This window comes from Variovorax sp. RCC_210 (assembly GCF_041355175.1).
Classification (GTDB): Bacteria; Pseudomonadota; Gammaproteobacteria; order Burkholderiales; family Burkholderiaceae_C; genus Variovorax.
Genome location: NZ_JBFUPJ010000004.1, coordinates 333,518 through 354,964 on the forward strand (window position 1 = coordinate 333,518; position 21,447 = coordinate 354,964).

At 68.4% G+C, this 21,447-nt stretch carries 18 protein-coding genes; 3 read left to right on the top strand and 15 right to left on the bottom strand.

Annotation, left to right across the window (positions count from 1 at the left end):
* Nucleotides 1-9: 9 nt before the first annotated feature.
* The 15 genes from tssB to AB6807_RS16415 all read right to left on the bottom strand — a co-directional run bounded on the left by tssB (nt 10) and on the right by AB6807_RS16415 (nt 18,343).
* Entirely contained in the window at nt 10-579 is a 570-nt protein-coding gene (tssB, locus tag AB6807_RS16345) for a type VI secretion system contractile sheath small subunit (protein ID WP_116911590.1), read from the bottom strand.
* A gap of 81 nt (nt 580-660) precedes the next feature.
* Complete coding sequence (gene tssA, locus AB6807_RS16350; RefSeq protein WP_371085436.1) at nt 661-1,737, bottom strand: type VI secretion system protein TssA; 1,077 nt, start codon at nt 1,735-1,737, stop codon at nt 661-663.
* Nucleotides 1,738-1,911: 174 nt separating this feature from the next.
* Nucleotides 1,912-3,102 (bottom strand): fumarylacetoacetate hydrolase family protein, encoded by a 1,191-nt coding sequence (locus AB6807_RS16355; protein WP_116911592.1) that lies wholly within the window; start codon nt 3,100-3,102, stop codon nt 1,912-1,914.
* A gap of 104 nt (nt 3,103-3,206) precedes the next feature.
* Nucleotides 3,207-7,004 (bottom strand): molybdopterin cofactor-binding domain-containing protein, encoded by a 3,798-nt coding sequence (locus AB6807_RS16360; protein WP_371085394.1) that lies wholly within the window; start codon nt 7,002-7,004, stop codon nt 3,207-3,209.
* Nucleotides 7,005-7,050: 46 nt separating this feature from the next.
* Nucleotides 7,051-7,554: a (2Fe-2S)-binding protein gene (locus AB6807_RS16365; protein ID WP_371085395.1), complete on the bottom strand. Its 504-nt coding sequence runs from the start codon at nt 7,552-7,554 to the stop codon at nt 7,051-7,053.
* Nucleotides 7,532-8,701 (bottom strand): ABC transporter substrate-binding protein, encoded by a 1,170-nt coding sequence (locus AB6807_RS16370; protein ID WP_371085396.1) that lies wholly within the window; start codon nt 8,699-8,701, stop codon nt 7,532-7,534. The genes AB6807_RS16365 and AB6807_RS16370 overlap by 23 nt, the downstream gene beginning before the upstream one ends.
* 44 nt (nt 8,702-8,745) lie before the next feature.
* Nucleotides 8,746-9,471, bottom strand: coding sequence for a bifunctional nicotinamidase/pyrazinamidase (gene pncA, locus AB6807_RS16375; RefSeq protein ID WP_371085397.1), 726 nt, complete (start codon nt 9,469-9,471; stop codon nt 8,746-8,748).
* A gap of 29 nt (nt 9,472-9,500) precedes the next feature.
* Nucleotides 9,501-10,232 (bottom strand): ABC transporter ATP-binding protein, encoded by a 732-nt coding sequence (locus AB6807_RS16380; RefSeq protein WP_371085398.1) that lies wholly within the window; start codon nt 10,230-10,232, stop codon nt 9,501-9,503.
* The gene (locus AB6807_RS16385; RefSeq protein ID WP_371085399.1) at nt 10,229-11,065 is read right to left on the bottom strand and encodes an ABC transporter ATP-binding protein; all 837 of its coding nucleotides are present in this window, start codon (nt 11,063-11,065) and stop codon (nt 10,229-10,231) included. The genes AB6807_RS16380 and AB6807_RS16385 overlap by 4 nt, the downstream gene beginning before the upstream one ends.
* Complete coding sequence (locus AB6807_RS16390) at nt 11,062-12,996, bottom strand: ABC transporter permease (protein WP_371085400.1); 1,935 nt, start codon at nt 12,994-12,996, stop codon at nt 11,062-11,064. The genes AB6807_RS16385 and AB6807_RS16390 overlap by 4 nt, the downstream gene beginning before the upstream one ends.
* 220 nt (nt 12,997-13,216) lie before the next feature.
* Entirely contained in the window at nt 13,217-14,422 is a 1,206-nt protein-coding gene (locus tag AB6807_RS16395; protein WP_371085401.1) for an ABC transporter substrate-binding protein, read from the bottom strand.
* 77 nt (nt 14,423-14,499) lie between these two features.
* Nucleotides 14,500-15,084, bottom strand: coding sequence for an amino acid synthesis family protein (locus AB6807_RS16400; protein WP_116911601.1), 585 nt, complete (start codon nt 15,082-15,084; stop codon nt 14,500-14,502).
* Between the two features lie 44 nt (nt 15,085-15,128).
* Nucleotides 15,129-15,770 (bottom strand): amino acid synthesis family protein, encoded by a 642-nt coding sequence (locus tag AB6807_RS16405; RefSeq protein ID WP_371085402.1) that lies wholly within the window; start codon nt 15,768-15,770, stop codon nt 15,129-15,131.
* Nucleotides 15,771-15,791: 21 nt separating this feature from the next.
* Nucleotides 15,792-16,709, bottom strand: coding sequence for a UPF0280 family protein (locus AB6807_RS16410; protein WP_371085403.1), 918 nt, complete (start codon nt 16,707-16,709; stop codon nt 15,792-15,794).
* A 2-nt stretch (nt 16,710-16,711) separates the two neighbouring features.
* Nucleotides 16,712-18,343, bottom strand: coding sequence for a 6-hydroxynicotinate reductase (locus AB6807_RS16415; RefSeq protein WP_371085404.1), 1,632 nt, complete (start codon nt 18,341-18,343; stop codon nt 16,712-16,714).
* 325 nt (nt 18,344-18,668) lie between these two features.
* Between AB6807_RS16415 and AB6807_RS16420 the strand changes: the two genes are divergently transcribed.
* From AB6807_RS16420 to AB6807_RS16430, 3 genes are read left to right on the top strand one after another with little or no spacing between them, the layout of a single operon-like run.
* Nucleotides 18,669-19,442: a ferredoxin--NADP reductase gene (locus AB6807_RS16420; protein ID WP_116911604.1), complete on the top strand. Its 774-nt coding sequence runs from the start codon at nt 18,669-18,671 to the stop codon at nt 19,440-19,442.
* A 34-nt stretch (nt 19,443-19,476) separates the two neighbouring features.
* Nucleotides 19,477-20,259, top strand: a complete 783-nt coding sequence (locus AB6807_RS16425) for a TetR family transcriptional regulator (protein ID WP_116911605.1) — start codon at nt 19,477-19,479, stop codon at nt 20,257-20,259.
* Complete coding sequence (locus AB6807_RS16430) at nt 20,205-21,404, top strand: amidohydrolase family protein (RefSeq protein WP_116911606.1); 1,200 nt, start codon at nt 20,205-20,207, stop codon at nt 21,402-21,404. Before AB6807_RS16425 ends, AB6807_RS16430 begins: the two co-directional genes overlap by 55 nt.
* The last annotated feature ends 43 nt before the right edge of the window (nt 21,405-21,447 follow it).

Genomic DNA, 21,447 nt, shown 5'->3' on the forward strand with positions numbered 1-21,447 from the left:
TGCTCGCGCTTACTCGGGAGAAGTGCCGGGGGTGCCCGACTTCTCGTTCGCGGCTTCCACCGCCTTGGCCACCGCCGGGTTCGGCGCGGAGGCCAGCGACTTCAGCAGCGCCGGGTTCTGCAGCGCCTGCGCGATGAGTTGTTCGGCGCCGTTCTTGCCGTCCATGTACGACAGCAGGTTCGACAGCTCGGTGCGTGCCTCGAGCAGCTGCTGCAGCGCGTCCACCTGGCGCGCGATGCGCGCGGGCGAGAAGTCGTCCATGCTGTCGAAGGTGATGTCGACGTTCATCTGCCCGTCGCCCGTGAGCGTGTTGGGCACCTGGAAGGCCACGCGCGGCTTGATGGACTTCATGCGGTCGTCGAAGTTGTCGATGTCCACCGGCATGAACTCGCGCTCCGCCAGGTCGGGCATCGGGTCCACCTGCTTGCCCGCGAGGTCGGCGATGACGCCCATCACGAAGGGCAGCTGGATCTTGCGTTCGCTGCCGTAGATCTCCACGTCGTACTCGATCTGCACGCGCGGCGCACGGTTGCGCGCAATGAACTTCTGACCACTGTTCCTGACACGGTTGTCTGCCATAAAGCTTCCTCTTGAATCTGAAATGCACAGGGGGTTCGCGCCCCGCTCCCCGGCGCGCTGGTGGGTACCAATGCGCCGCGGCTAATCCGCACTGCCGGCGCCGCCGCTCAGCGGGCGCCCTGCAAGGCTTTCGATCTTTTGCAATCCCTCGGGCACGAGCTCTTCGATGATCTGGAAGAAGTTCAGCTCCAGAAGCCGTTGCGCTCGGCGTATCAACATGGGCGCGGGATGACTGGGCTCCGCGCGCTCCAGGTACAGGCAAGCTTTTTCCAACAACACTTGCACATCATCACGATTGGATATTTCAATATCTTTAATTCGTGGCGCGCGTAGGCCGATGCCGCCATTTGCATGGCTCGCGGCGGTGTTCGCAGCAGGTGCAGTCGAAAGTTCAATGCCTTGGGGATCGGCTCCAGAGTGGCCTTCCATGACTTTCGTCATGTCGGCGCTGGCCTGCTCGGGCAGCAGTTGCACCACCGTGCGCAGCGAGCGTTCGAGGCGCGAGAAGTCAGGCGCCCAGCTCTGGCCGAGCGCGCGTTCGCAGGTCTCGCGAATGCGCTGCAGCAGGTCGAGCGCGGCACGCAGGGCCACCACGGGCGCGGCCGACCTGTCGTGCTCGCGGCGCGCCGCGTCGCGCAGGCGGCCGATGCCGCCGGGGTAGTCGATCTGGTGGTCGGTCTTGCTCGAATCGAGCAGCGCCTCGACCTGGCGCAGGCTCATCGACGTGCCTGCGTCGTCGAGCAGCTTGGCGTCGCGCACGCTGCGGCCCAGGCCTTCGGCCTCGGCCAGCGCGGCCAGCGCGTTCATGCGCGGCAGCGGGTCTTCGAAGCCGTCTTCGACCACGCGCGGATGCACGTCGTTCCAGAACGTGCGCAACACCGTGTCCACCAGCTGAAGGCCCCCCACATAGCCTGGCAAGCCGCGGCTTTCGGTCCATGCGAGGGTGAGGGGAACCAGCACGCGCAGGTCGCGCGTGCGGCTGCAGAGTTGCTTGGCAAGGCGCTCCACGCGCGCCCAGTCGGGGGGTTCGGCGGGAATGATGGTCGAGCCGAACTGTTGCTCGCGCTTGCCCGTCGTCGCCTGGTGCAGGGCAAGAAAATCAGGGTCGTATTCGAGGTCTTCGCCGCACGGGCGCGCGCCTTCCACAGCCGACTGCATCAGTTCGATATCGCTTTGCGACAACCTCTTCTCCCTTAGTTAACCATTCGTCAACAACAGTTATCTTGAGGGGAACGCGCAAGGCGGTCAACAGCAACGGATGCAACGCACGAGCCATGAATCACAAAGGAGTACAACTCCTTGTGGTCGCTCGACGGAACGTCTACGGAACGTTTACAGCAGCCCGCGTCCACCCAAGTTGCGCATCAGCGCGCCCACCCCGAAAGTCCAACGCGGCGCCTGGTCCGCATGCACCACGCGGTTGACCAGCGCGCCGAGCTCGGGTGCGGCGATGCGCACGCGGTCTCCCACGACATGGGTGAATCCTTGCCCAGGACCGTGACGGTCTTGTGTCGGTGCGAACATCGTTCCCAGAAACAACATGAAGCCGTCGGGGTACGCGTGGTGCTTGCCGATGGTCTGCGCGACGAGGTCGAGCGGGTCGCGGCTGATCTTCGACAGCGAGCTGGAGCCCTCGAGCGTGAAGCCCTCGGGGCCCGTCACCTCCAGTGCCACGGTGATGCGGCGCACGTCGTCGATGCCGAAGTGCGCATCGAACAAACGAATGAACGGGCCGATGGCGCACGAGGCGTTGTTGTCTTTCGCCTTGCCCAGCAGCAGCGCGCTGCGGCCTTCGAAGTCGCGCAGGTTGACGTCGTTGCCCAGCGCGGCGCCCCGCGTTTCTCCGCGGCTGTTGACGGCCAGCACCACCTCGGGCTCGGGGTTGTTCCACACCGAGCCTTCGTGGATGCCCACGTCGGCACCCGTGCCCACGGCCGCGAGCACCGGGGCCTTGGTGAAGATCTCGGCGTCGGGGCCGATGCCGACCTCGAGGTACTGCGACCACACGCCCTGCGCGATCAGCACCTCCTTCACCTTCATGGCCTCGGGCGAGCCGGGCACGATGTCCGCGAGGTTGTCGCCCAGCACGCCGCCGATGGCCGCGCGCGTGGCCTCGGCCCTCGACGCGTCGCCGCGGGCCTGTTCCTCGATGACCCGCTCCAGCAGGCTCGCGACGAAGGTCACGCCGCTGGCCTTGATGGCCTGCAGGTCGCAGGGCGCGAGCAGCCACGGCTTGTTCGTGTCGTGCGTGCCGCCTTCGCCCTGGTCGCTGTTGGCGATGGCTTCGTCGAGCGAGGCGATGCGCGGCGCGTCCTTCAATGCGCGGCGAACGGCTTGTGCAGGCGCTTCGTCGGCTTCCAGCAGGTCGCTCATGGTGGGCGCGAGCTTCGACAGGTCGTGCAGGCCGCCTTCGTGCACGGCCACCAGCACGGGGCCCACGCCGGGTTGCCACAGGCGCCCGACGAGGGTGGCGCGCTCGGCGTCGCGGGGCAGGCTGGAAGAAGTCGAGAGGTTCAATGGCATGGGTTTGTCTCCGTGGATGGGTGCGCTACGTGGCATCGTAGCGGCGCATCCGGCGGACTGCCCAGGCCAGGGCCTCGGTCGCCCTGTGAAGCCGCTCCTGGCTTTCAGTGGCCCGGCGCGGCCCGCACGCGCGCGACCTCGGACTGCAGGTTCTTCCACGCCTGCTCCTGCGGCGCGAAACGCGCGCGCATGTAGCCGGCCAGCTCGGCGATCTGCCGGTCGTCGAGCGCTTCGCGGAACGCGGGCATGAAGCCGATGTCGCGCGCCGCGGGTTCGCGCACGCCGTCGAGGATGGTGCGCAGCAGGTTGTCGGGCTTCGCGCTGGTGAGGTTGCTGTTGAGCGCCAGCGGCGTGTTCACGCCCAAGAGCGTGGGGCCGTTGCCGTCGTGGTGACACGACGCGCAGGCGCTGTCGAACATGCGTTGCGCGGGGCCGAGCAGCCGGCCCTGCGTGCGCGCGGCGTTGTCCACCACCTGCCGCGCCTTTTGCGCCAGCTGCGCGACAGCCTTCGGGTCTTCGGCCGGTGCGGGGTTGAACGAGCCGAGGTAGGTGGCCATGGCGCGCACGTCTTCGTCGGGCACCTGGGCCAGCTCGCGCACCACCTCGGCCATGGGGCCGCCGGCGATGCCGTGGCGTTGCGTGTGGCCGTTGCGCAGGTAGCGGTACAGCTCGTCGGCGTCCCACGGCACGGCCGACTTCGACAGCTGCGTGAGCGCGGGCGCCTCCCAGCCGTCGACCATGGCGCCCGACAGGAAGGCGCTGCCGCCCTGCTCCGCGCCCAGCGCGTTGCGCGGCGTGTGGCAGGCGCCGCAATGGCCCAGGCCGTTGACCAGGTAGGCGCCGCGGTTCCACTCCGCGCTTTGCGTGGCCACGGGCTGCATCGGCGTGGGGTCGTGGAAGAGCGCGTTCCAGCCGGCCATCAGCGGGCGGATGCTGAACGGGAACTTGAGCTGCGAGGCCGGCGTTTCCGCGCGCACCGCGGGCATCGACATGAAGTACGCGTAGAGCGCCTGCAGGTCGTCGTCGCTGGTCCTGGCGAAGGCAGTGTAGGGAAAGGCCGGGTACAGGTAGTGGCCGTCGCGCGAGACGCCTTCGCGCATCGCGCGCTGGAAGGCGCTGAACGACCAGCGGCCCAGGCCGGTGTCCGCATCGGGCGTGAGGTTGGTGGTGTAGAGCGTGCCGAAGGGCGTGTCCATGGCGCGGCCACCGGCGTTGGCCGTGCCGCCGGGCGCGGTGTGGCACACGGCGCAGTCGCCCGCCGCGGCGAGCACGCGGCCGCGCTCGATGGTGGCCTGGCTGTACACCGGCGCGGTGAGCGACACCGGCGCGATCGCCGAGCGCCAGCCGAGCAGGCCGGCGATGACGCCGATGCCGCCGACGACCAGCGCCGCGCCCGTGGCCCACAGCCCCTTGCGCGTGGGCCAGACCGCGTTGCTCCTTTCCCCCCTGGGGGAAGGCTGGGATGGCGGCACGACGGCGTCGCCCTCCAGGCGCCGCTCGCCCCCACCCCCGCCCCCGCCCGTTCCCGCAGGCGGAGGAAGAAACTCCCGGTTCAACTCGGCCAGCACCGTCTCCGGCGTGAACGGCGGCGACCTGAACCGCACGCCCGTCGCATCGAAGATCGCATTCGCGATGGCCGCGGTTCCCGGCACCGAAGACGATTCCCCCGCCCCCAGCGAAGGCTCGCCGGGCCGCGGCATGTGCATGACCTCGATCACCGGCACTTCGCGGAAGTTGATGATCGGGTAGCTGCCCCACTCGCGGCTCGCGACCACGCCCGAGGGCAATATGCCCGGCAGCTGTGCGCCGCCTTCCGCCTGCTGCTGCTGCTTCCGTTGCGGCGCGAACTCCACCCGCTCCTTCAGCGCCCGGCTCGTGGTCTGGATCACGTTGCCGTGGACCTGGTGCTCGACCCCGGCGGGGTTGATCATCAGCCCCGCGTCGTGCCCCACCACCACGCGGCGCACATGCACCTCGCCGGTCTTGCGGTTGACCTCCACGTCGGCCACCCACGCGGCCCACGCCGCGCCGAAGCCCGGCCACTTGCTGTGGATGTAGCGCGCGTACGCGAAGCCCTGGCCGAAGAGGATGTCGCCGCCCTCGCCGAGCCCGCCGTTCGCGTTTTCCTGCGGGCCCGTGCGCATGCGCCAGCCGGCCTTCTGCGCGGTTGCCTGCACCAGCTCGATGGCGCGCGGGTCCTGCAGGTAGCGCAGGCGGAACTGCACCGGGTCCACGCCCGCGGCGGTGGCCAGCTCGTCGATGTACGACTCGTGCGCGAACGAGCTCGGCAGCGCCGACACGCCGCGCAGCCACGAGGCGCGCACGATCGGCGCCATGTCGTTCACCTTCACGCGCAGGTTGTCGTAGCCGTAGGGCGGGCGCGCGGTGCGGTCGCCCATCTCGTAGGCCTGCGCCACCGGCTCGATGGTGCGCGTGAGCAGCAGCGCCAGCGTGGGCGCGCCGTTGGACGGGTACGAGGTCTCGAAGTCGTAGGCCGCCACGCGGCCGTCGGCGGTGAGGCCGCCGTCGATTTCCATGAGCTGCGCCGCGCCCTTGGGCTCCCACGCGTGCTCCTGCTCGCGCGTGAGCTGCACGCGCACCGGCGCGCCGACCGCGCGCGCGAGCAGCGCGGCATCGGCGGCCACGTCGTCGGCGCCGTTGCGGCCATAGCAGCCCGCGGCCTCCATGCGGACCACGTCGACCTGCACGTCTTCCACGCCCATGAGCCTGGCCAGGTCGACGCGCAGCACGTGCGGGTTCTGCGAGCCGGCCCAGCAACGCAGGACGATGCCACCCGAGGGCGCCGCGTTGCCGCTGCCGTCGTCAGGCAGCCACTCGGCCAGCGCGCACGAGGGCCCGATGGACGCGTGCATCTGGTACGGCCACACATAGGTGCGCCGCATCGGTTGCGCGGCACCTGCGATGGCGCCGGCTACATCGCCTTCGTCGACCAGCAGGCGCTGCGTCGACGGGTTGTCGCGCAGGGCCTGTGCCACGTCGCTCAGGTCGGGCATGCCGGGCCAGGGCTTCCACGTGACGCGCAGCTCGCGCAGCGCCTGCTCGGCGTGCTCCTCGCGCTCGGCGACGATGCCGACGAAATCGCGCACGACCACCACGGCGCGGATGCCGGGAATGTGCGCGATGGACGACTCGTCGACCGACTCCAGCGTGTTGCCGATGAACTCGCCGTGGTCCGCGCCCGCGTACGGCGGGCGCACCACGCGGCCGTGCAGCATGCCGGGCACGCGCATGTCGTGCACGAAGACGAGTTCGCCCGCGAGCTTGGCCGGAATGTCGACGCGCGCCTGGCGTGTGCCGACCACGCGGTAGTCGCTCGGGTCCTTGGGCTGCGCCTTCGCGTCGAGGCGCAGCACGGTGCGCTGGCCGGCCACCAGCTCGGCATAGCCGAGGTGACGCTCCGGCGTCTCGGTGACGCGCACGATGCCGTTGCGCACCTGCAGGGCATCGACGGCCACGCCGAGCCGCTCGGCCGCGCGCGCGAGCAGCCAGGCGCGCGCCTGCGCGGCGGCCAGGCGCAACGGCTGCGAATGGATCTGGATGGACGCGCTGGCGATGGTCGCGCCCTGGTTCGGCACCCGCGCGGTATCGCCGAGCATCATGCGCACGCAGGGCATGCCGAGGTCGAGCTCCTCGGCCACGATCTGCCCGAGCGCGGTCTGGATGCCGGTGCCCAGGTCGACGTGGCCGTTGAGCGCGGAGGCGCTGCCGTCGTCCCACACTGCGAGCAGGATCTCGTCGCCTTCGATCGGGTTGCCGGCGATGAGCGCGGGCTGGCCCTTGGCGGGCGGCGGCGCGGGCGGGGCTTCGCGCACGACGAGCAGCACGCCGTCGGACGCGAGGAACTCGGCGCGGGTCTGCGGGAGATCGGCGCGGCGGGTCATGAGGTTTTCTTCCTCTTGCGCAGGCAGAGGGGGCAAGACGGGCCACTCATGACCTCACCCCTCCCCGCATGCGCACAGCCGCGCGCTGCACCGCGTCGAGAATCTCGATGTGCGTGCCGCAGCGGCACAGGTTGCCCGACAGCTCCGCGCGGATCCGCGCCTCGCTCGCCTCGGGGTCGCGCGCCAGCAGGGCCGCGGCCTGCATCACCATGCCGTTCAGGCAATAGCCGCACTGCGCGGCCTGCGCCTCTTCGAACGCGGCCTGCACCGGATGCCAATCGCCCCGCGCGCCCAGCCCTTCGAGCGTGGTGATCGCGCGGCCCGCCACGCCGTGCGCGGGAATCACGCATGCGCGCGCCGCCACGCCGTCGACATGCACCGTGCACGCGCCGCACTGCCCGAGCCCGCAGCCGTACTTGGGGCCGTTCAGCCCCAGGTCGTTGCGCAGCAGGTGCAGCAGCGTCGCCTGGCGCGGCACGCCGCCGATGGCGTGCGCCTGCCCGTTGACCTGCAGGTGCAGCAGCGGTTCAGCGCCGCAGCTGGCCGTCACGGGTGTACATCTCCAGGTCCACGAAGGTCGAGCCGTTGTGGTTCTTCGCGCTGTACTCGACGGGGAAATCGCCGAAGCGCGTGCTGCCGATGCTCTCGAGCCCGGCGATGAAGCTGTCGTGCGTCAGGGCCCTGCCCGCGCGGCGCAGGCCCTCGACCATCACGCGCGCGACGATGTAGCCCTCCAGCGCGGTGTAGCTGTCGATCTTCTCGCCGAACTCCGCGCGGTCGCGCTGGTAGTCGGCCACGATGGGCACGCGCAGCCCCTGCGGCGGCGGCACGATGCTGGCGGTAACGAGGCCCGCGAGCTTGCCGTCGAGCCGCTTGGCGGAACCGGCCGCGTCGGTGATGCCCACCGACAGCGTGTACAGCGGCGCGCCGCCCGCGCTCGCGCGGTAGTCGTGCATGAACACCTCGACCATGCGCCCCGCCATGATCATCACCACCGCGCCGGGCTTGGCCTCGGCAAGGCCGGCAACGACCGCCTTCGCGTCTTCCGCGGCAATGGCGAGCGGGAAGGTCTTCAGCACCTTCACCTTGTAGTCGGCGGCCAGCTCCTCGCAGGTGGCGAGGTTCGACTTGCCGAAGGCGCTGTCCTGGTAGACCACGGCAATCGACTGGATGCCGATGGTCGACAGGTGGCTGATGATCTTGCGCAGCTCCAGGTCGTAGCCCGCGCGCACGTGGAACAGGTTGCGGTTGGTCTTGGTGCGGAACGAGCTGGTGCCCACCAGCGGCGCGAACATCGGCACGCCGGCCTTCTCGGCCAGCGGCATCGCCGCCGCGAGGTTGCCGGTGGCCACGTAGCCGGTGAGCGCGAAGACCTTGTCCTCGTCGATCAACCTGGCGGTGTTGACGGCCGTCTTCGCGGGGTCGTAGGCGTCGTCGTAGGAGATGAGCTCGATCTTGCGGCCGTTCACGCCGCCCGCCTTGTTGACGCGGTCGAAGTACAGCTTGATGCCCGCGCGGTAGTCCACGCCGAAGTCCTTGGCCGGCCCGCTGAACACGGCCGACTGGCCGATTCGGATGATGGTGTCGCTCACGCCGCTGGCACCGTTGTCGGCGTGTGCCGTGCGCAGCAGTGCAGGGCCGAAGGCCAGGGCTGCGCCGCCCGCCACCATGGCGCGCCTTGAAATCGAGAACTTCATGCGTCGGGGGTCTCTTGTTTTTGTCGCAGAGCGGGGCGCGGGGCTCACGCCGCCTGGATGTCGGCGGCCTGGATGCGCTTGACGCCCTTGGCCGCCATCTGCTTCCACGCGGCGGCCAGCGAGCCGTTCAGGTCGATGCCGCGCGTGGCGTCTTCGATCACGTAGGCCTCGAAGCCGGCCTTGCGCGCGTCCATCGCGGTCCAGGCCACGCAGAAGTCGGTGGCCAGGCCGGTGACGAACACGGTCTTGATGCCGCGCGCTTTCAGGTAGCCGGCCAGGCCCGTGGCGGTCTTGTGGTCGGCTTCCTCGAAGGCCGAGTAGCTGTCCATGTCCTTGTGGAAGCCCTTGCGGATGACGATCTGCGCCGTGGGCACCTTCAGGTCCTTGCCGAGCGCGGCGTCGTCGGTGCCCTGCACGCAGTGGTCGGGCCACAGCACCTGCGTGCCGTAGCTGAGCTTGGTGGTCTCGAAGGGCTTCTTGCCGCTGTAGGTGCTGGCGAACGACGCATGGCCCGCCGTGTGCCAGTCCTGCGTGACCACGATATTCTCGAACGCCGGCGCCAGCGCGTTGATCACCGGAATGACTTCGTTACCGCCCTTCACCGCCAGCGTGCCGCCGTCGAGGAAGCAGTTCTGCACATCGACCACGATCAACGCCGCCTTGGCACCGGGCTTGATCTTGCCGGCCGCGAAGGCGTTGAAACCGAAACTGCCGAGGCCGCTGGCCAGCCCGAGGGCGGCGGCGGATTTCACGAGGGTTCTGCGATGCATGGCGTGGACTCCGGAGGGTTGAAGAAAACTCAGACGCTGAGGTAGGCGCGGCGCACTTCGTCGTTGGCCGCCAGCTCGGCCATGGTGGCCTGGTAGCGGATCTGCCCCTTCTCGAGCACATAGGCGCGGTCGGACACCAGCTCGGCGAAGTGCATGTTCTGCTCCGACAGCAGGATGCTCACGCCCTGCGCCTTGAGCTCGAGGATCATGTTGGCCATCTGCTCGACGATCACCGGCGCCACGCCTTCGGAAGGTTCGTCGAGCAGCACCAGGTAGGGGTTGCCCATCAGCGTGCGCGCCACGGTGAGCATCTGCTGCTCGCCGCCGCTCATGCGCCCGCCCGGGCGGTTGGGCATTTCACCGAGGTTGGGAAACAGCTTGAACAGGCGCTCGGGCGTCCACAGCGGCGCGTCGGTGCCGTCGCTCCAGCGGCGCGCGGGCTGCTTGCCCACCTCGAGGTTCTCGGTGACGGTGAGGTCGGTGAACACGCGCCGGTCTTCGGGCACGAAGCCCAGGCCCAGGCGCGCGGCCACGTGCGGTTCGCTCCTGGAAATGTCGCGGCCCAGGAAGCGCACCGCGCCGCGGCGCTTGGCCAGCATGCCGATGAGCGTCTTCAGCGTGGTCGACTTGCCCGCGCCGTTGCGCCCCATGAGCGCGACCACTTCGCCGCGCCGCACCTCGAGGTCGACGTCGTACAGGATTTGCGCGGCGCCATACCAGGCGCACACGGCCTTCGCTTCGAGCAACAGTTCACCGCTCATGCCGTTTCTCCCAACGCGGCCGACACGGCCGCAGCCTTCTCGGCGATCTTTTCGAATGTCTTGCCGCTGCCGAAGTACACCTCCTGCACCTTCGGGTGGTCGCGGATTTCCAGCGGCTTGCCCTGCGCGATGAGGCGGCCCCGGGCCAGCACGATCATGCGGTCGGCATAGGCGAACACCACGTCCATGCTGTGCTCGGTGAACAGCACGGCCAGGCCGCGCTGGATCACCAGGTCCTTGGTCAGCGCCATGAGCGAGTTGCGCTCCTTGGGCGCCATGCCGGCGGTGGGCTCGTCCATCAGCAGCAGCTTGGGCGCGTTGGCCATGGCAATGGCCAGCTCCACGCGCTTGACGTCGCCGTAGGCCAGCTCGCTGCAAGGGCGGTCGGCCTGGGCCTTCATGCCGACCTGGTCGAGCAGCACCAGCGCCTCGTCGCGCTTGTGGTCGGCCGCGCGGCGCCACATGGAGAACAGCTTGCCGTCGTGCGACAGCATGGCCATCTGCACGTTCTCGACCACGGTGAGCGAGGCGAAGGTTTCGGCGATCTGGAAGGTGCGGCCCACGCCCTTGCGCCAGATGGCGCGCGGCTTCTGGCCCACCAGCTCGTGGCCGTCGAACAGGATCGAGCCCTGGTCGGCCTTGAGCTGCCCGTTGACCATGTTGAAGGTGGTCGACTTGCCGGCGCCGTTGGGGCCGATGAGCGCGAGCAGCTCGCCGGCGTGCAGCTCGAAGCTGATGCCGTCGACGGCCTTCACGCCGCCGAAGGACTTGCCGAGGTTCTCGACCTTGAGCAAGGGTGCCTTGCCGGTGGTTGTGTCGTGGGGGGTGCTCATGCCTTGGCCTCCTTCACTTCGGCGCCAGCCGGTGCCGTATCGGCCTTGCCGCGGCGCATCAGCTTGTCGGTCAGCTGTTTCGCGAAGCCTGCGATGCCCTGCGGGAACAGCAGCACCAGGATGAGGATGATGGCGCCCAGCGTCGCGCGCCAGTAGTCGGTGTTGCGCGCCACGGTGTCGTGCAGCCAGCTGAAGGTGACGGCGCCCACCACCGGCCCGGCCAGCGTCTGGATGCCGCCCAGCAGCACCATCACCAGGCCGTCGACCGACTTGTCGACGCTCAGGCTCTCGGGCGAGATGCTGCCCTTGGAGAACGCATAGAGCGAACCGGCCAGGCCGGCCGCGGTGCCCGCGATGACGAAGGCGGTCCACTGCATGCGCTTCACGTCGATGCCGATGGCGTCGGCGCGCAGCACCGAGTCGCGGCCCGCGCGCAGCGCATAGCCGAAGGGCGAGAACAGCACGCGGCGCAGCATGAGGATGCCCGCGGCCACCAGCACCAGCGTGAGCCAGTAGTAGGCGCGCTTGTCCGACAGCCACTCCGAGGGCCACACGCCCGTGAGGCCGTTGCTGCCGCCGGTGAACGAATCCCACTGGTAGACGATGGCCCATGTGATCTGCGCGAAGGCCAGCGTGAGCATGGCCAGGTACACGCCCGACAACCGCACCGCGAACCAACCATAGATAAACGCACCGATGGCCGCCACCAGCGGGGCCACGACCAGCGCCACTTCCATGGGAAGGCCGCTGGCGCGCACCAGCAGCGCCGCGCCGTAGGCCCCGAGGCCGAAGTACGCCGCGTGGCCGAACGAATGCATGCCGGCCGGGCCCATGATGAAGTGCAGGCTGGCCGCGAACAGCGCGGCGATCAGCAGGTCGATCATCAGCACCGTGGTGTAGGGCGAATCGGCGGTGAGCAGCGGCATGGCCATCAGCGCAAGGCCCAGCGCGGCGACCAGCCACAGGTAGCCCTTGCTCGCGCGGCGCAGCGGCTCCTCGGCCATGCCCACGTAGCGGCTGGGTGCCTGCGGTCGGCCGAACAGGCCCCACGGACGCCACACCAGCACGACGGCCATGACGATGAAGTCGACCACCAGCGTGAGCTTGGAGAACGACACGCTGTAGCCGAAGATGTCGACCACGCCGAGCCAGATGCACACGGCCTTGATCTCGGAGATGAGCAGGGCCGCCGCATAGGCGCCCGGAATGGAGCCCATGCCGCCCACCACCACGACCACGAAGGCCGCGCCGATGGTGTTGAGGTCCATGGCCAGCGTGGCGGGTTCGCGCGGCAGTTGCAGCGCGCCGCCCAGGCCCGCGAGCATGGCGCCGAGCGCGAACACGGCGGTGAAGAGCCAGGCCTGGTTCACGCCCAGCGCGCTGACCATCTCGCGGTCTTGCGTGGCGGCGCGCACCAGCGTGCCCCAGCGGGTGCGCGTGAGCAGCAGCCACATCAGGCCCAGCACCACCGGGCCGACGACGATCAGGAACAGGTCGTAGGTCGGAAACTGCCGGCCCAGGATCTCGACCGAGCCCGACAGGCCCGGCGCGCGCGGGCCGAGCAGTTCGTCAGGGCCCCAGAAGTAGAGCACCGCGTCCTTGATGACAAGCACGAGCGCGAAGGTGGCCAGCAGCTGGAACAGCTCGGGCGACTTGTAGATGCGGCGCAGCAGCACCATCTCGATGAGCGCACCCAGCACGCCGACCGCGACCGCCGCGATCACCAGCGCCGACCAGAAGCCGACGCCGGAGCCCAGCTTCTCGGCCAGCGTGTAGGCCACGTAGATGCCGACCATGAAGAAGGAGCCATGCGCAAAGTTGACGATGCGCGTGACGCCGAAGATCAGCGACAGGCCGGCCCCCACGAGGAACAGCGACGAAGCCGACGACAGCCCGGTCAGGAACTGAAGCAGCAATGACGAAAGACTCATCCGAAGGCCTTTTGGTGGCGGTTTTCATTCATGGGGGAAGCGTCCGTATTCGGTGCAGCTCGGTGGGTAGCGCCATCGCCCCCAACCCCAACCCTCCCCCGGAAGGGAAGGGAGCCATACCGGGAACACCGAGGAACCGGCTTTGCCGGGCCTCCGGTGTTGCCCCCGGCAGGGGGTTGGAGTAGCGACACGAAGTGCGCGCAGCCTGGGGGCGAGCCGATCAATCCGCGGCGCGCGATTTCTTCACGTCGGCGGCCGACGGCTGGAACTTGGCGCCGTCGAAGTAGGTGTAGTCGACCATCACGCCCTTGCCGTTCTCGTTCTTCGTCTTGCCGACGAAGGCGCCCATGGTGGACTGGTGGTCTTCGGGGCGGTAGCTGATCTTGCCGAACGGCGTGTCGACCTGCAGGCCCTTGAAGGCCTCGACCAGCTTCGGCGTCTCGGTGCTCTTGGCCTTGGCGATGCCCGCCGCGACCGACTTGATCATGCTGTAGCCGACCACCGAGCCCAGGCGCGGGTAGTCCTTGTACTTCTCGTGGTACGCGAGGAAGAAGGCCTTGTGCTCGGGCGTCTGGATGCCGTACCAGGGGTAGCCGGTCACGATCCAGCCGTTGGGCGTCTCGTCCTTCAGCGGATCGAGGTACTCGGGCTCGCCGGTGAGCACGCTGACCACCGAGCGGTCCTTGAACAGGCCGCGCGTATTGCCTTCGCGCACGAACTTCGACAGGTCGGCGCCGAACAGCACGTTGAAGATGGCGTCGGGCTTGGCATCGGCCAGGGCTTGCGCCACGGCGCCCGCGTCGACCTTGCCCAGCGGCGGCGCCTGCTCGGCGACGAACTCCACGTCGGGCTGCGCGGCCTTCAGCAGCGTCTTGAACGCGGCCACGGCCGACTGGCCGTACTCGTAGTTGGGGTACACGACGGCCCAGCGCTTCTTCTTCAGCTTGGCGGCCTCGGGCACCAGCATGGCGGCCTGCATGTAGGTGCCGGGGCGCAGGCGGTAGGTGTACTCGTTGCCGCCCTGCCAGGTCATCTTGTCGGTGAGCGGCTCGCCAGCCAGGAAGAAGATTTTCTTTTGCTTGGCGAAGTCGGCCACGGCCAGGCCGGTGTTCGACAGGAAGGTGCCGGTCAGCACATCGATCTTCTCGCGCGCCACCAGTTCTTCGGCCACGCGCACGGCGTCGCCGGGGTTGGCGTTGTCGTCGCGCGTGATGAGCTCGACCTTGCGGCCGTTCACGCCGCCCTTGGCGTTGATTTCCTCGACGGCCAGTTCCATGCCCTTCTTGTAGGGCTCGAGGAAGGCGGGCTGCGACTTGTAGCTGTTGACCTCGCCGATCTTGATCACGCCCTGCGCATGCGCGGGAACGAGAGCGGTGGTCAGCGCGGCGAGGGCCGCGGCGCTGAAGACGTGACGCAATGGGTTCATGGGGAAACTCCTTGGGATCGAAAGAGAAAGGGAAACGGCGTGAATGGTGGCTGGAATGACGGTGAAGAAACGGCGGCTCAGCGCAGGCCGTCCTCGCCCTTGATCTCGCTGGCCTGCAGCCCGCCGATGCGCGGCAGCGGACGGCCGCTGTCGGTGACGGCCACCGCCACCACGATCTCGTTGGCGCGCGGCGCGTCGGACACGCGGGCCTCGATGGCGTCGAAATGGCTGCGCACGAAGGCGGCGTCTTTGTGGCCCAGCGGCACGTCGATGGCGGTGCCCAGCGTGCCCTGCTTCTTGGCCGAGGGCACGAGCGCCGCGCCCTTCTCCACGGCCACGCGCAGCGGCGCGCCGAGCTTGGGATGCAGGATGGCGGCGGCGTGCTCGAGCTCGCCGCGTTCGCCGACGATGGCGGCCTTGCCGTAGCTCTGGGCCTGGCCGGGCTCGATGCCCAGCGCCTTCACGGCCTTCTGCCCCAGCAGCGCACCGAGTTCTTCGCCGATGGCGATGAGCTCGTCGAGGTTCTCGCTGTAGCGGCCCGCGTACGGGTTCTCGATCACGGCGATGGCGACGGCGCGGCGCGTGGGCGGCGACACGTCCTGGCCCATTTCCTTGCGGGTTTCATCGACCTGGACGATGAGCTTGCGGATGTTGGCGGTCATGTTCTGTGTGTTCCTTGTCTTGTCTCTGTGCAATGCGATGCGGGTCAGCGCAGGCCGTCCCACTTGCTGATGTCCTTGGCCAGCAGGCCGCCCACGCGTGCGTGGATGCGGTAGCCGGTGCTCATCGCGAGGATGAAGACGATCTCGTCGGCGGCGGGTGCGCCGGGCACGCGCACCTCGATGGCATCGAACTGGCCGCGCACGTAGCTGGCGTTGATGTTGGTGAGCGGCACGTCGAGCGCGGTGCCCGGCGCGCCGACCTTCTTGGTCGACGGCACGATGGACAGCGCGTTGCCGGGCTGGCCGGTTCTTTCTTCGCCCTTGCCTGCGGTGTAGGCCGCGCGGTCGCCCTTCCAGCCGAGCAGCTCGCGCATGGCGTAGCCGCCGGGCACATGCCACAGCGCGCCGTGCTCGAGCTCGCCGTCGGCACCGACCACGGCGCCCTTGCCGTAGGTGGCGATCTGCTCCAGCGGCACGTCCATGGCGGCGTGCAGGCGGTGCGCCATGTCGACGCCCACGGGGTCGAGCAGCGCCATCATGGGAAGGATGTCGGGCTCGTAGCGGCCCGCGAAGGGATTGGTCAGCACGACGCCGATGGCACCGCGCACCAGCGGCGTATCGGCACGCGGGCCGAACTCGTGGTGGATGTGCTCGACATGGGTGAAGACGCGACGTATTTCGATCATGAAAAAGGACCTGGCTTTTCGTTAAGCAAATACTGAACCAACTGCATTGGAAGGCGCTGCCTTGAGCGCCTTCGAGCATAAGGGCTCGACAAGGCGCCACTGCCCCTGGCAAACGAGCAGAGCGGCCCATACGAGCCCGCCTTTTTGCAGGACCTTGGCGCACACCGCGCCCGTATCGAGTGCGCTGCGCACCTGCGCGGGGGCCAGCGTGGGCACGTCGACGGTCACGAGCGTGTCACCGAGGTCGCTGTTGTCCTTGCATTCGCTCGCGGGGCGGCGTGCGATGGCCGGGTCGTCGACATCGACGGCATTGGCGATCACCGTGGCGGCCGCATCGGCCTGCGCCGCGGTGGGGGCCAGCACGGTGACGCTGTCGGCGATGCCCAGCGAAAAACTGCGCCCGCGCCAGCCGCTGGTGGCCACGCCGCGCACGGGCTGGTCGGCGCGCAGTTCGAACTGGCCGTCGGTGGTGAGCACGCCGCCTTCGCGAACGATGTGATCCCGCAGGTCGAAGCGCGCCAGGTCGGAGAACACGCCCACGCGCGCCGACTGGCCGGGCGCGAGATGCAGCGCGATGTCGCCGCCGTTGTTGATCCACGCGCGCTCGACGCCGGGGCGCTGGTAGAACGCGATGAGCTCCTGCGCCACCGAGCCGGCCACCGCCGCCATCGGCGTGATGAAGGTCGGCGAGAACGCCGCGCACGCATCCCACATGCGGCGCGCCACGACATTGCGCGGGCGCATCCGGTCGGTGACGGGCAGGCGCAGCAGCGGCAGTTCGCGCACGAGTTCGTCGAGCACGTGGACGAAGCGCGCCCACGCCGCGTCGTGCGCGGCCGCGACGGCGTACGGATCGCCATGCGCCTCGGCCACGATGTCGATCGGGCCGTGGTTGAAGTGCCAGCGGTTCTTGTCGAGCGCCGTGCGTTGGGCGGTCATGGTCAGCCCAGCATGGGGGCGTGGCCGAGCGGCCACGGATTGGCATCGTCCATCGCGAGCCATTGGCGCGCGAGCGGTGCGCCGTCTTCCTGCCACGCACCGCGCGCAAGCGCCTGCTCGAGGGGGAAGATGTGTTCCATGTGGCCGCCGAGCGCCTCGTAGTCGTCGCGTCGCATGCTGAACTCGATGGGCGCGACGATGGCCGGCGTGGGCACGGTGCCGAAGCTGTTGTCGGGCATGCGCATGACGTCGGCCATCACGGTGATGCCGCCGCCGGGCCACACATAGGCCGGCGCGCCGCCGCAGGTCACGTTGACCAGCGCGCGCTTGATGGCGCGCGTGAGCAGCACCGGGTTCTCGGTGACGCCCGCGCGCAGGCTGCCGCCCGCACCACCGAGGAACAGCACGGTGCACAGCGATGGTTCGCAGTTCTCGCCGATGCGCTCGACGATGCGTTTCACTTCGGCCGGCATCGGGTGCTCGACGGGCTTGAGCGCGTCGTCGAGCACATACCACTGCGCATGTTCGCCGGTGGTCGATGTCATGAGCAGGCGCAGGCCGGGGCGCGCGACGCCCTCTTCCCAGCCTTCGATGATCGACAGCGGATCGGCGATGTCGGTGCCGCCCCAGCCGTTGCCCGGGTTGGCCACCTGGAAGTAGCGCCCCGGCGTCGATTTACGCCCCAGCATCTGGATACCCGACGGCGCCATGTCGAGGCAGCGGCCGGCCTGGTGCTCGGTGAGCACGCCGGTGATGTGGTCGTCCACCACCACCACCTCGTCGGCCACGCCCGCGAACTGCCGCGCGAAGATGCCCACGGCCGCCGAGCCGCAGCCCACGCGCATGCGCTGCTCTTCCACGCCGTTGACGATGGGCGCCTTGCCGGCCTGGATGACGAGCGTGGAGCCGCCGTCGATGGTGCACTCCACGGCCTTCTTGTTGCCCAGGAACTGCATCAGCTCGGCCGTCATGCGGCCTTCTTTCTTGCTGCCGCCGGTGAGGTGGTGCACGCCGCCCAGCGACAGCATCTGCGAGCCGTACTCGGCCGTGGTGACGTGGCCCACCACCTCGCCGCGGTAGCGCACGTTGGCCTGCTCGGAGCCGAGGAAGCGGTCGGTGTCGATCTTCACCTTGAAGCTGCAGTAGCTGAAGATGCCTTCGGTGACGACGGTGACCATGTCAACGCCCTGCGCCTTGGAAGCCACGATGAAGGGCGCGGGCTTGTAGTCGGGGTAGGTGGTGGACGAGCCCACGCCGGTGACGAAGACCTCGTCGGCGTGCAGCAGGTCGCCGTTCCAGTCGGGATCGACGACGGCCACTGCTGCGTCTGCAGCATCGGTCGATTCCGCGCCCGAGCGGTTGAAGGGCACCAGCGTGGGCGCGTCGCTCTGCACGGTGCGCCGCAGCAGCACCACAGGGTCGACGCGCACCAGCACGCCGTCCTTGTTGGCGTAGCGGTCGCAGGCGCCGGTGCGGCCGTCGGAAATCTGGCACAGCACCGGGCAGGCGTTGCACTCGACCTTGGCCGTGCTCATGCGCTCGTTGCGTGGCGGCGCCTTGCCGAAGGCGCCCGCTTCCGCGAGCACGGGCATGTCCATGCCGGGGAGGCCATCTGTCTTGGTGTGTTCAGTCATCGGGGCGATCTCGTGGAGCGTGTCGGTCATGAGTGAGGGGCAATTCCGGTGCTTGGGTCGTTGCAACAAACGTGCCGTCTGCCCGCTTGTGCGGCGACTTGCGTTTGTGTAGCATTCCCTACACTTTCATGTTGCGTTCACTACATTCGAGATCAATGTAGCAAACGGGCCCGATGCTTGCAATGGTGTTTTCTCGCGGTATCCATCGGGGTTTTTCCGACCAACGACAATGGAGGGTTCGGAGCCGGCCGGCAGGTTTCGCCCCAAGGGCGTGCATGCCGGCTCAGCCAGTCCTCCCTGTTACCAACCAACTCTTGAGTTCCGTATGAGTGCATTCAGCGAAGAACGCGTCCTGAGCGTCCACCACTGGACCGACCGCCTGTTCACCTTCACCACCACGCGCGACCCGGCGCTGCGTTTCTCCAACGGCCATTTCACGATGATCGGCCTGAAGGTCAACAACAAGCCCCTGCTGCGCGCGTACAGCATCGTGAGCCCGAACTACGAGGAGCATCTCGAGTTCCTGAGCATCAAGGTGGAAGACGGCCCGCTCACCTCGAAGCTGCAGCACATCCAGGTGGGCGACACCGTGATCGTGGGCCGCAAGCCCACCGGCACGCTGCTCATCGACTACACGCTGCCGGCCAAGCGCCTGTACCTGTTCGGCACCGGCACCGGCCTTGCACCGTTCATGAGCATCATCCGCGACCCGGACACCTACGAGAAGTTCGAACAGGTCATCCTGGTGCACGGCGTGCGCCAGGTCGACGAGCTGGCCTACCACGACCTCGTGACCGACCACCTGCCCAAGCACGAGATCCTGGGCGAGATGATCGAGAAGCAGCTGCTCTACTACCCGACCGTCACGCGCGAAGAGTTCCGCAACCAGGGCCGCATCACCGACCTGATCGAGAACAACAAGCTCACCGACGACCTGGGCCTGCCCCCGCTGAACGTCGAGGAAGACCGCGTCATGCTGTGCGGCAGCCCCGGCCTCCTGGTCGACCTGAAGCACATCCTGGAAAAGCGCGGCTTCAAGGAAGGCAACACGAGCACGCCGGGCGACTTCGTGGTCGAGCGCGCGTTCGCAGAGAAGTAAGCGCACCGGCAACCCAGACGCAACACCGCGCCCGATGGCCGACAGCCGCTCCGCACCCAAGACCAAGCCCCAGCGTCGCACGGGCGTGCGCGAGGCGGCCGCCCAGGCCACGCGCGACAGCATCCTGAAATCGGCGACCAAGGTGTTCGCCAAGTACGGCTACGACGGCGGCAGCGTGGAGAAGATCTCCAAGGCCGCCAAGTCGTACGACCGCATGATCTATTACTACTTCGGCAGCAAGGAAGGCCTCTTCATTGCCGTGCTCGAAGGCATCTACAAGCGCATGGACGACGCCGAGGCCGCGATCGCCATGGACGCCACGCGGCCGGTGGAGGCGCTCACCGAAGTCATTCGCTTCGTGCTGGGCTACTACCGCAAGAACCCCGAGTTCGTCACGCTGCTGAACACCGAGAACCTGCACAAGGGCCGGCACATTTCGAAGTCGCTGCGCGCACGCGAGTACTCGTCGCGCGCGGTGGCGATCATTGCGGAAATACTGGCCAGCGGCGCCGCCCAGGGCCTGTTCCGCAAGGACCTGGTGGCGCGCGACATCTACCTGCTGATCGCCTCCACGGGTTATTTCTACACCTCGAACCGCCACACGCTCACGGCCTTCCTCGGCGAGCCGATGGAGTCGCCGGAAGCCGTCACGCACTGGGAAGACTTCGTGATCGAGACGCTGCTGCGCACCGTGCGCGCGGACGAGCTGCAGGAAGCGCAAGACAACAACACCACTCCCCCACCCCACGAGGACACATCGAAATGGCAGAAATCGCAGCCGGCGCAAAGTCGGGCAAGGTCGTCATCAAGAACATAGGGCTGCTGCTCTCGGGCGACATCGACAAGCCCATCCTGGACGCAGACACCATCGTGGTGAACGACGGCCTCATCGTGGCGGTCGGCAAGGAAAAGGACTGCGACCTCGAAGGCGCGCAGACCGTCATCGACGCGCGCAAGACCTGCGTGGCGCCCGGCCTCATCGACAGCCACGTGCACCCCGTGTTCGGCGACTGGACGCCGCGCCAGGGCCAGATCGGCTGGATCGAGTCGACCATGCACGGCGGCGTGACCACCATGATTTCGGCCGGCGAGGTGCACCTGCCCGGCCGCCCGAAGGACATCGTCGGCCTGAAGGCGCTGGCCATCACCGCGCAGCGTGCGTTCGACAACTTCCGCCCCAACGGCGTGAAGGTGCTGGCGGGCGCGCCGATCATCGAGCAGGGCATGGTCGAGAGCGATTTCAAGGAACTGGCCGAGGCCGGCGTGGGCCTGCTGGGCGAAGTGGGCCTGGGCTCGGTGAAGGCCGGCTACCAGGCGAAGGAAATGGTGGCGTGGGCGCGCAAGTACGGCATTCAAAGCACGATCCACACGGGCGGCCCGTCGATTCCGGGCTCGGGCCTGATCGACAAGGACGTGGTGCTCGAAGCCGACGCCGACATCATCGGCCACATCAACGGCGGCCACACCTCGCTGCCCGAGGCGCATGTGTGCGAGCTGTGCGAGAAGAGCACGCGCGCCATCGAGATCGTGCACAACGGCAACGAGAAGGTGGCCATCGCGGCGGCCAAGGCGGCGCTGGAGCTCAAGTGCCCGCATCGCGTTATTTTGGGCACCGACGGCCCCGCGGGCTCGGGCGTGCAACCGCTGGGCATCCTGCGCATGGTGGCGATGCTGTCGTCCATCGCGAACATTCCGGCGGAGCTGGTGTTCTGCTTCGCCACGGGCAACACCGCGAAGATCCGCAAGCTGAACTGCGGGCTGATCGAGGTGGGCCGCGACGCCGACTTCGTCTTCATGGACCGCGCGCAGCATTCGCCGGCGGCGGGCCTGCTCGAAAGCGTGCAGCTGGGCGACATTCCGGGCGTGGGCATGGTGATGATCGACGGCATCGTGCGCTCGGGCCGCAGCCGCAACACGCCGCCTGCGACGGAGATTCCGGTGGTGGTGTCGGGCGCGCACTGAGCGTTTGCGCGTTGTGTTCCCTCTCCCTGCCGGAGAGGGGACA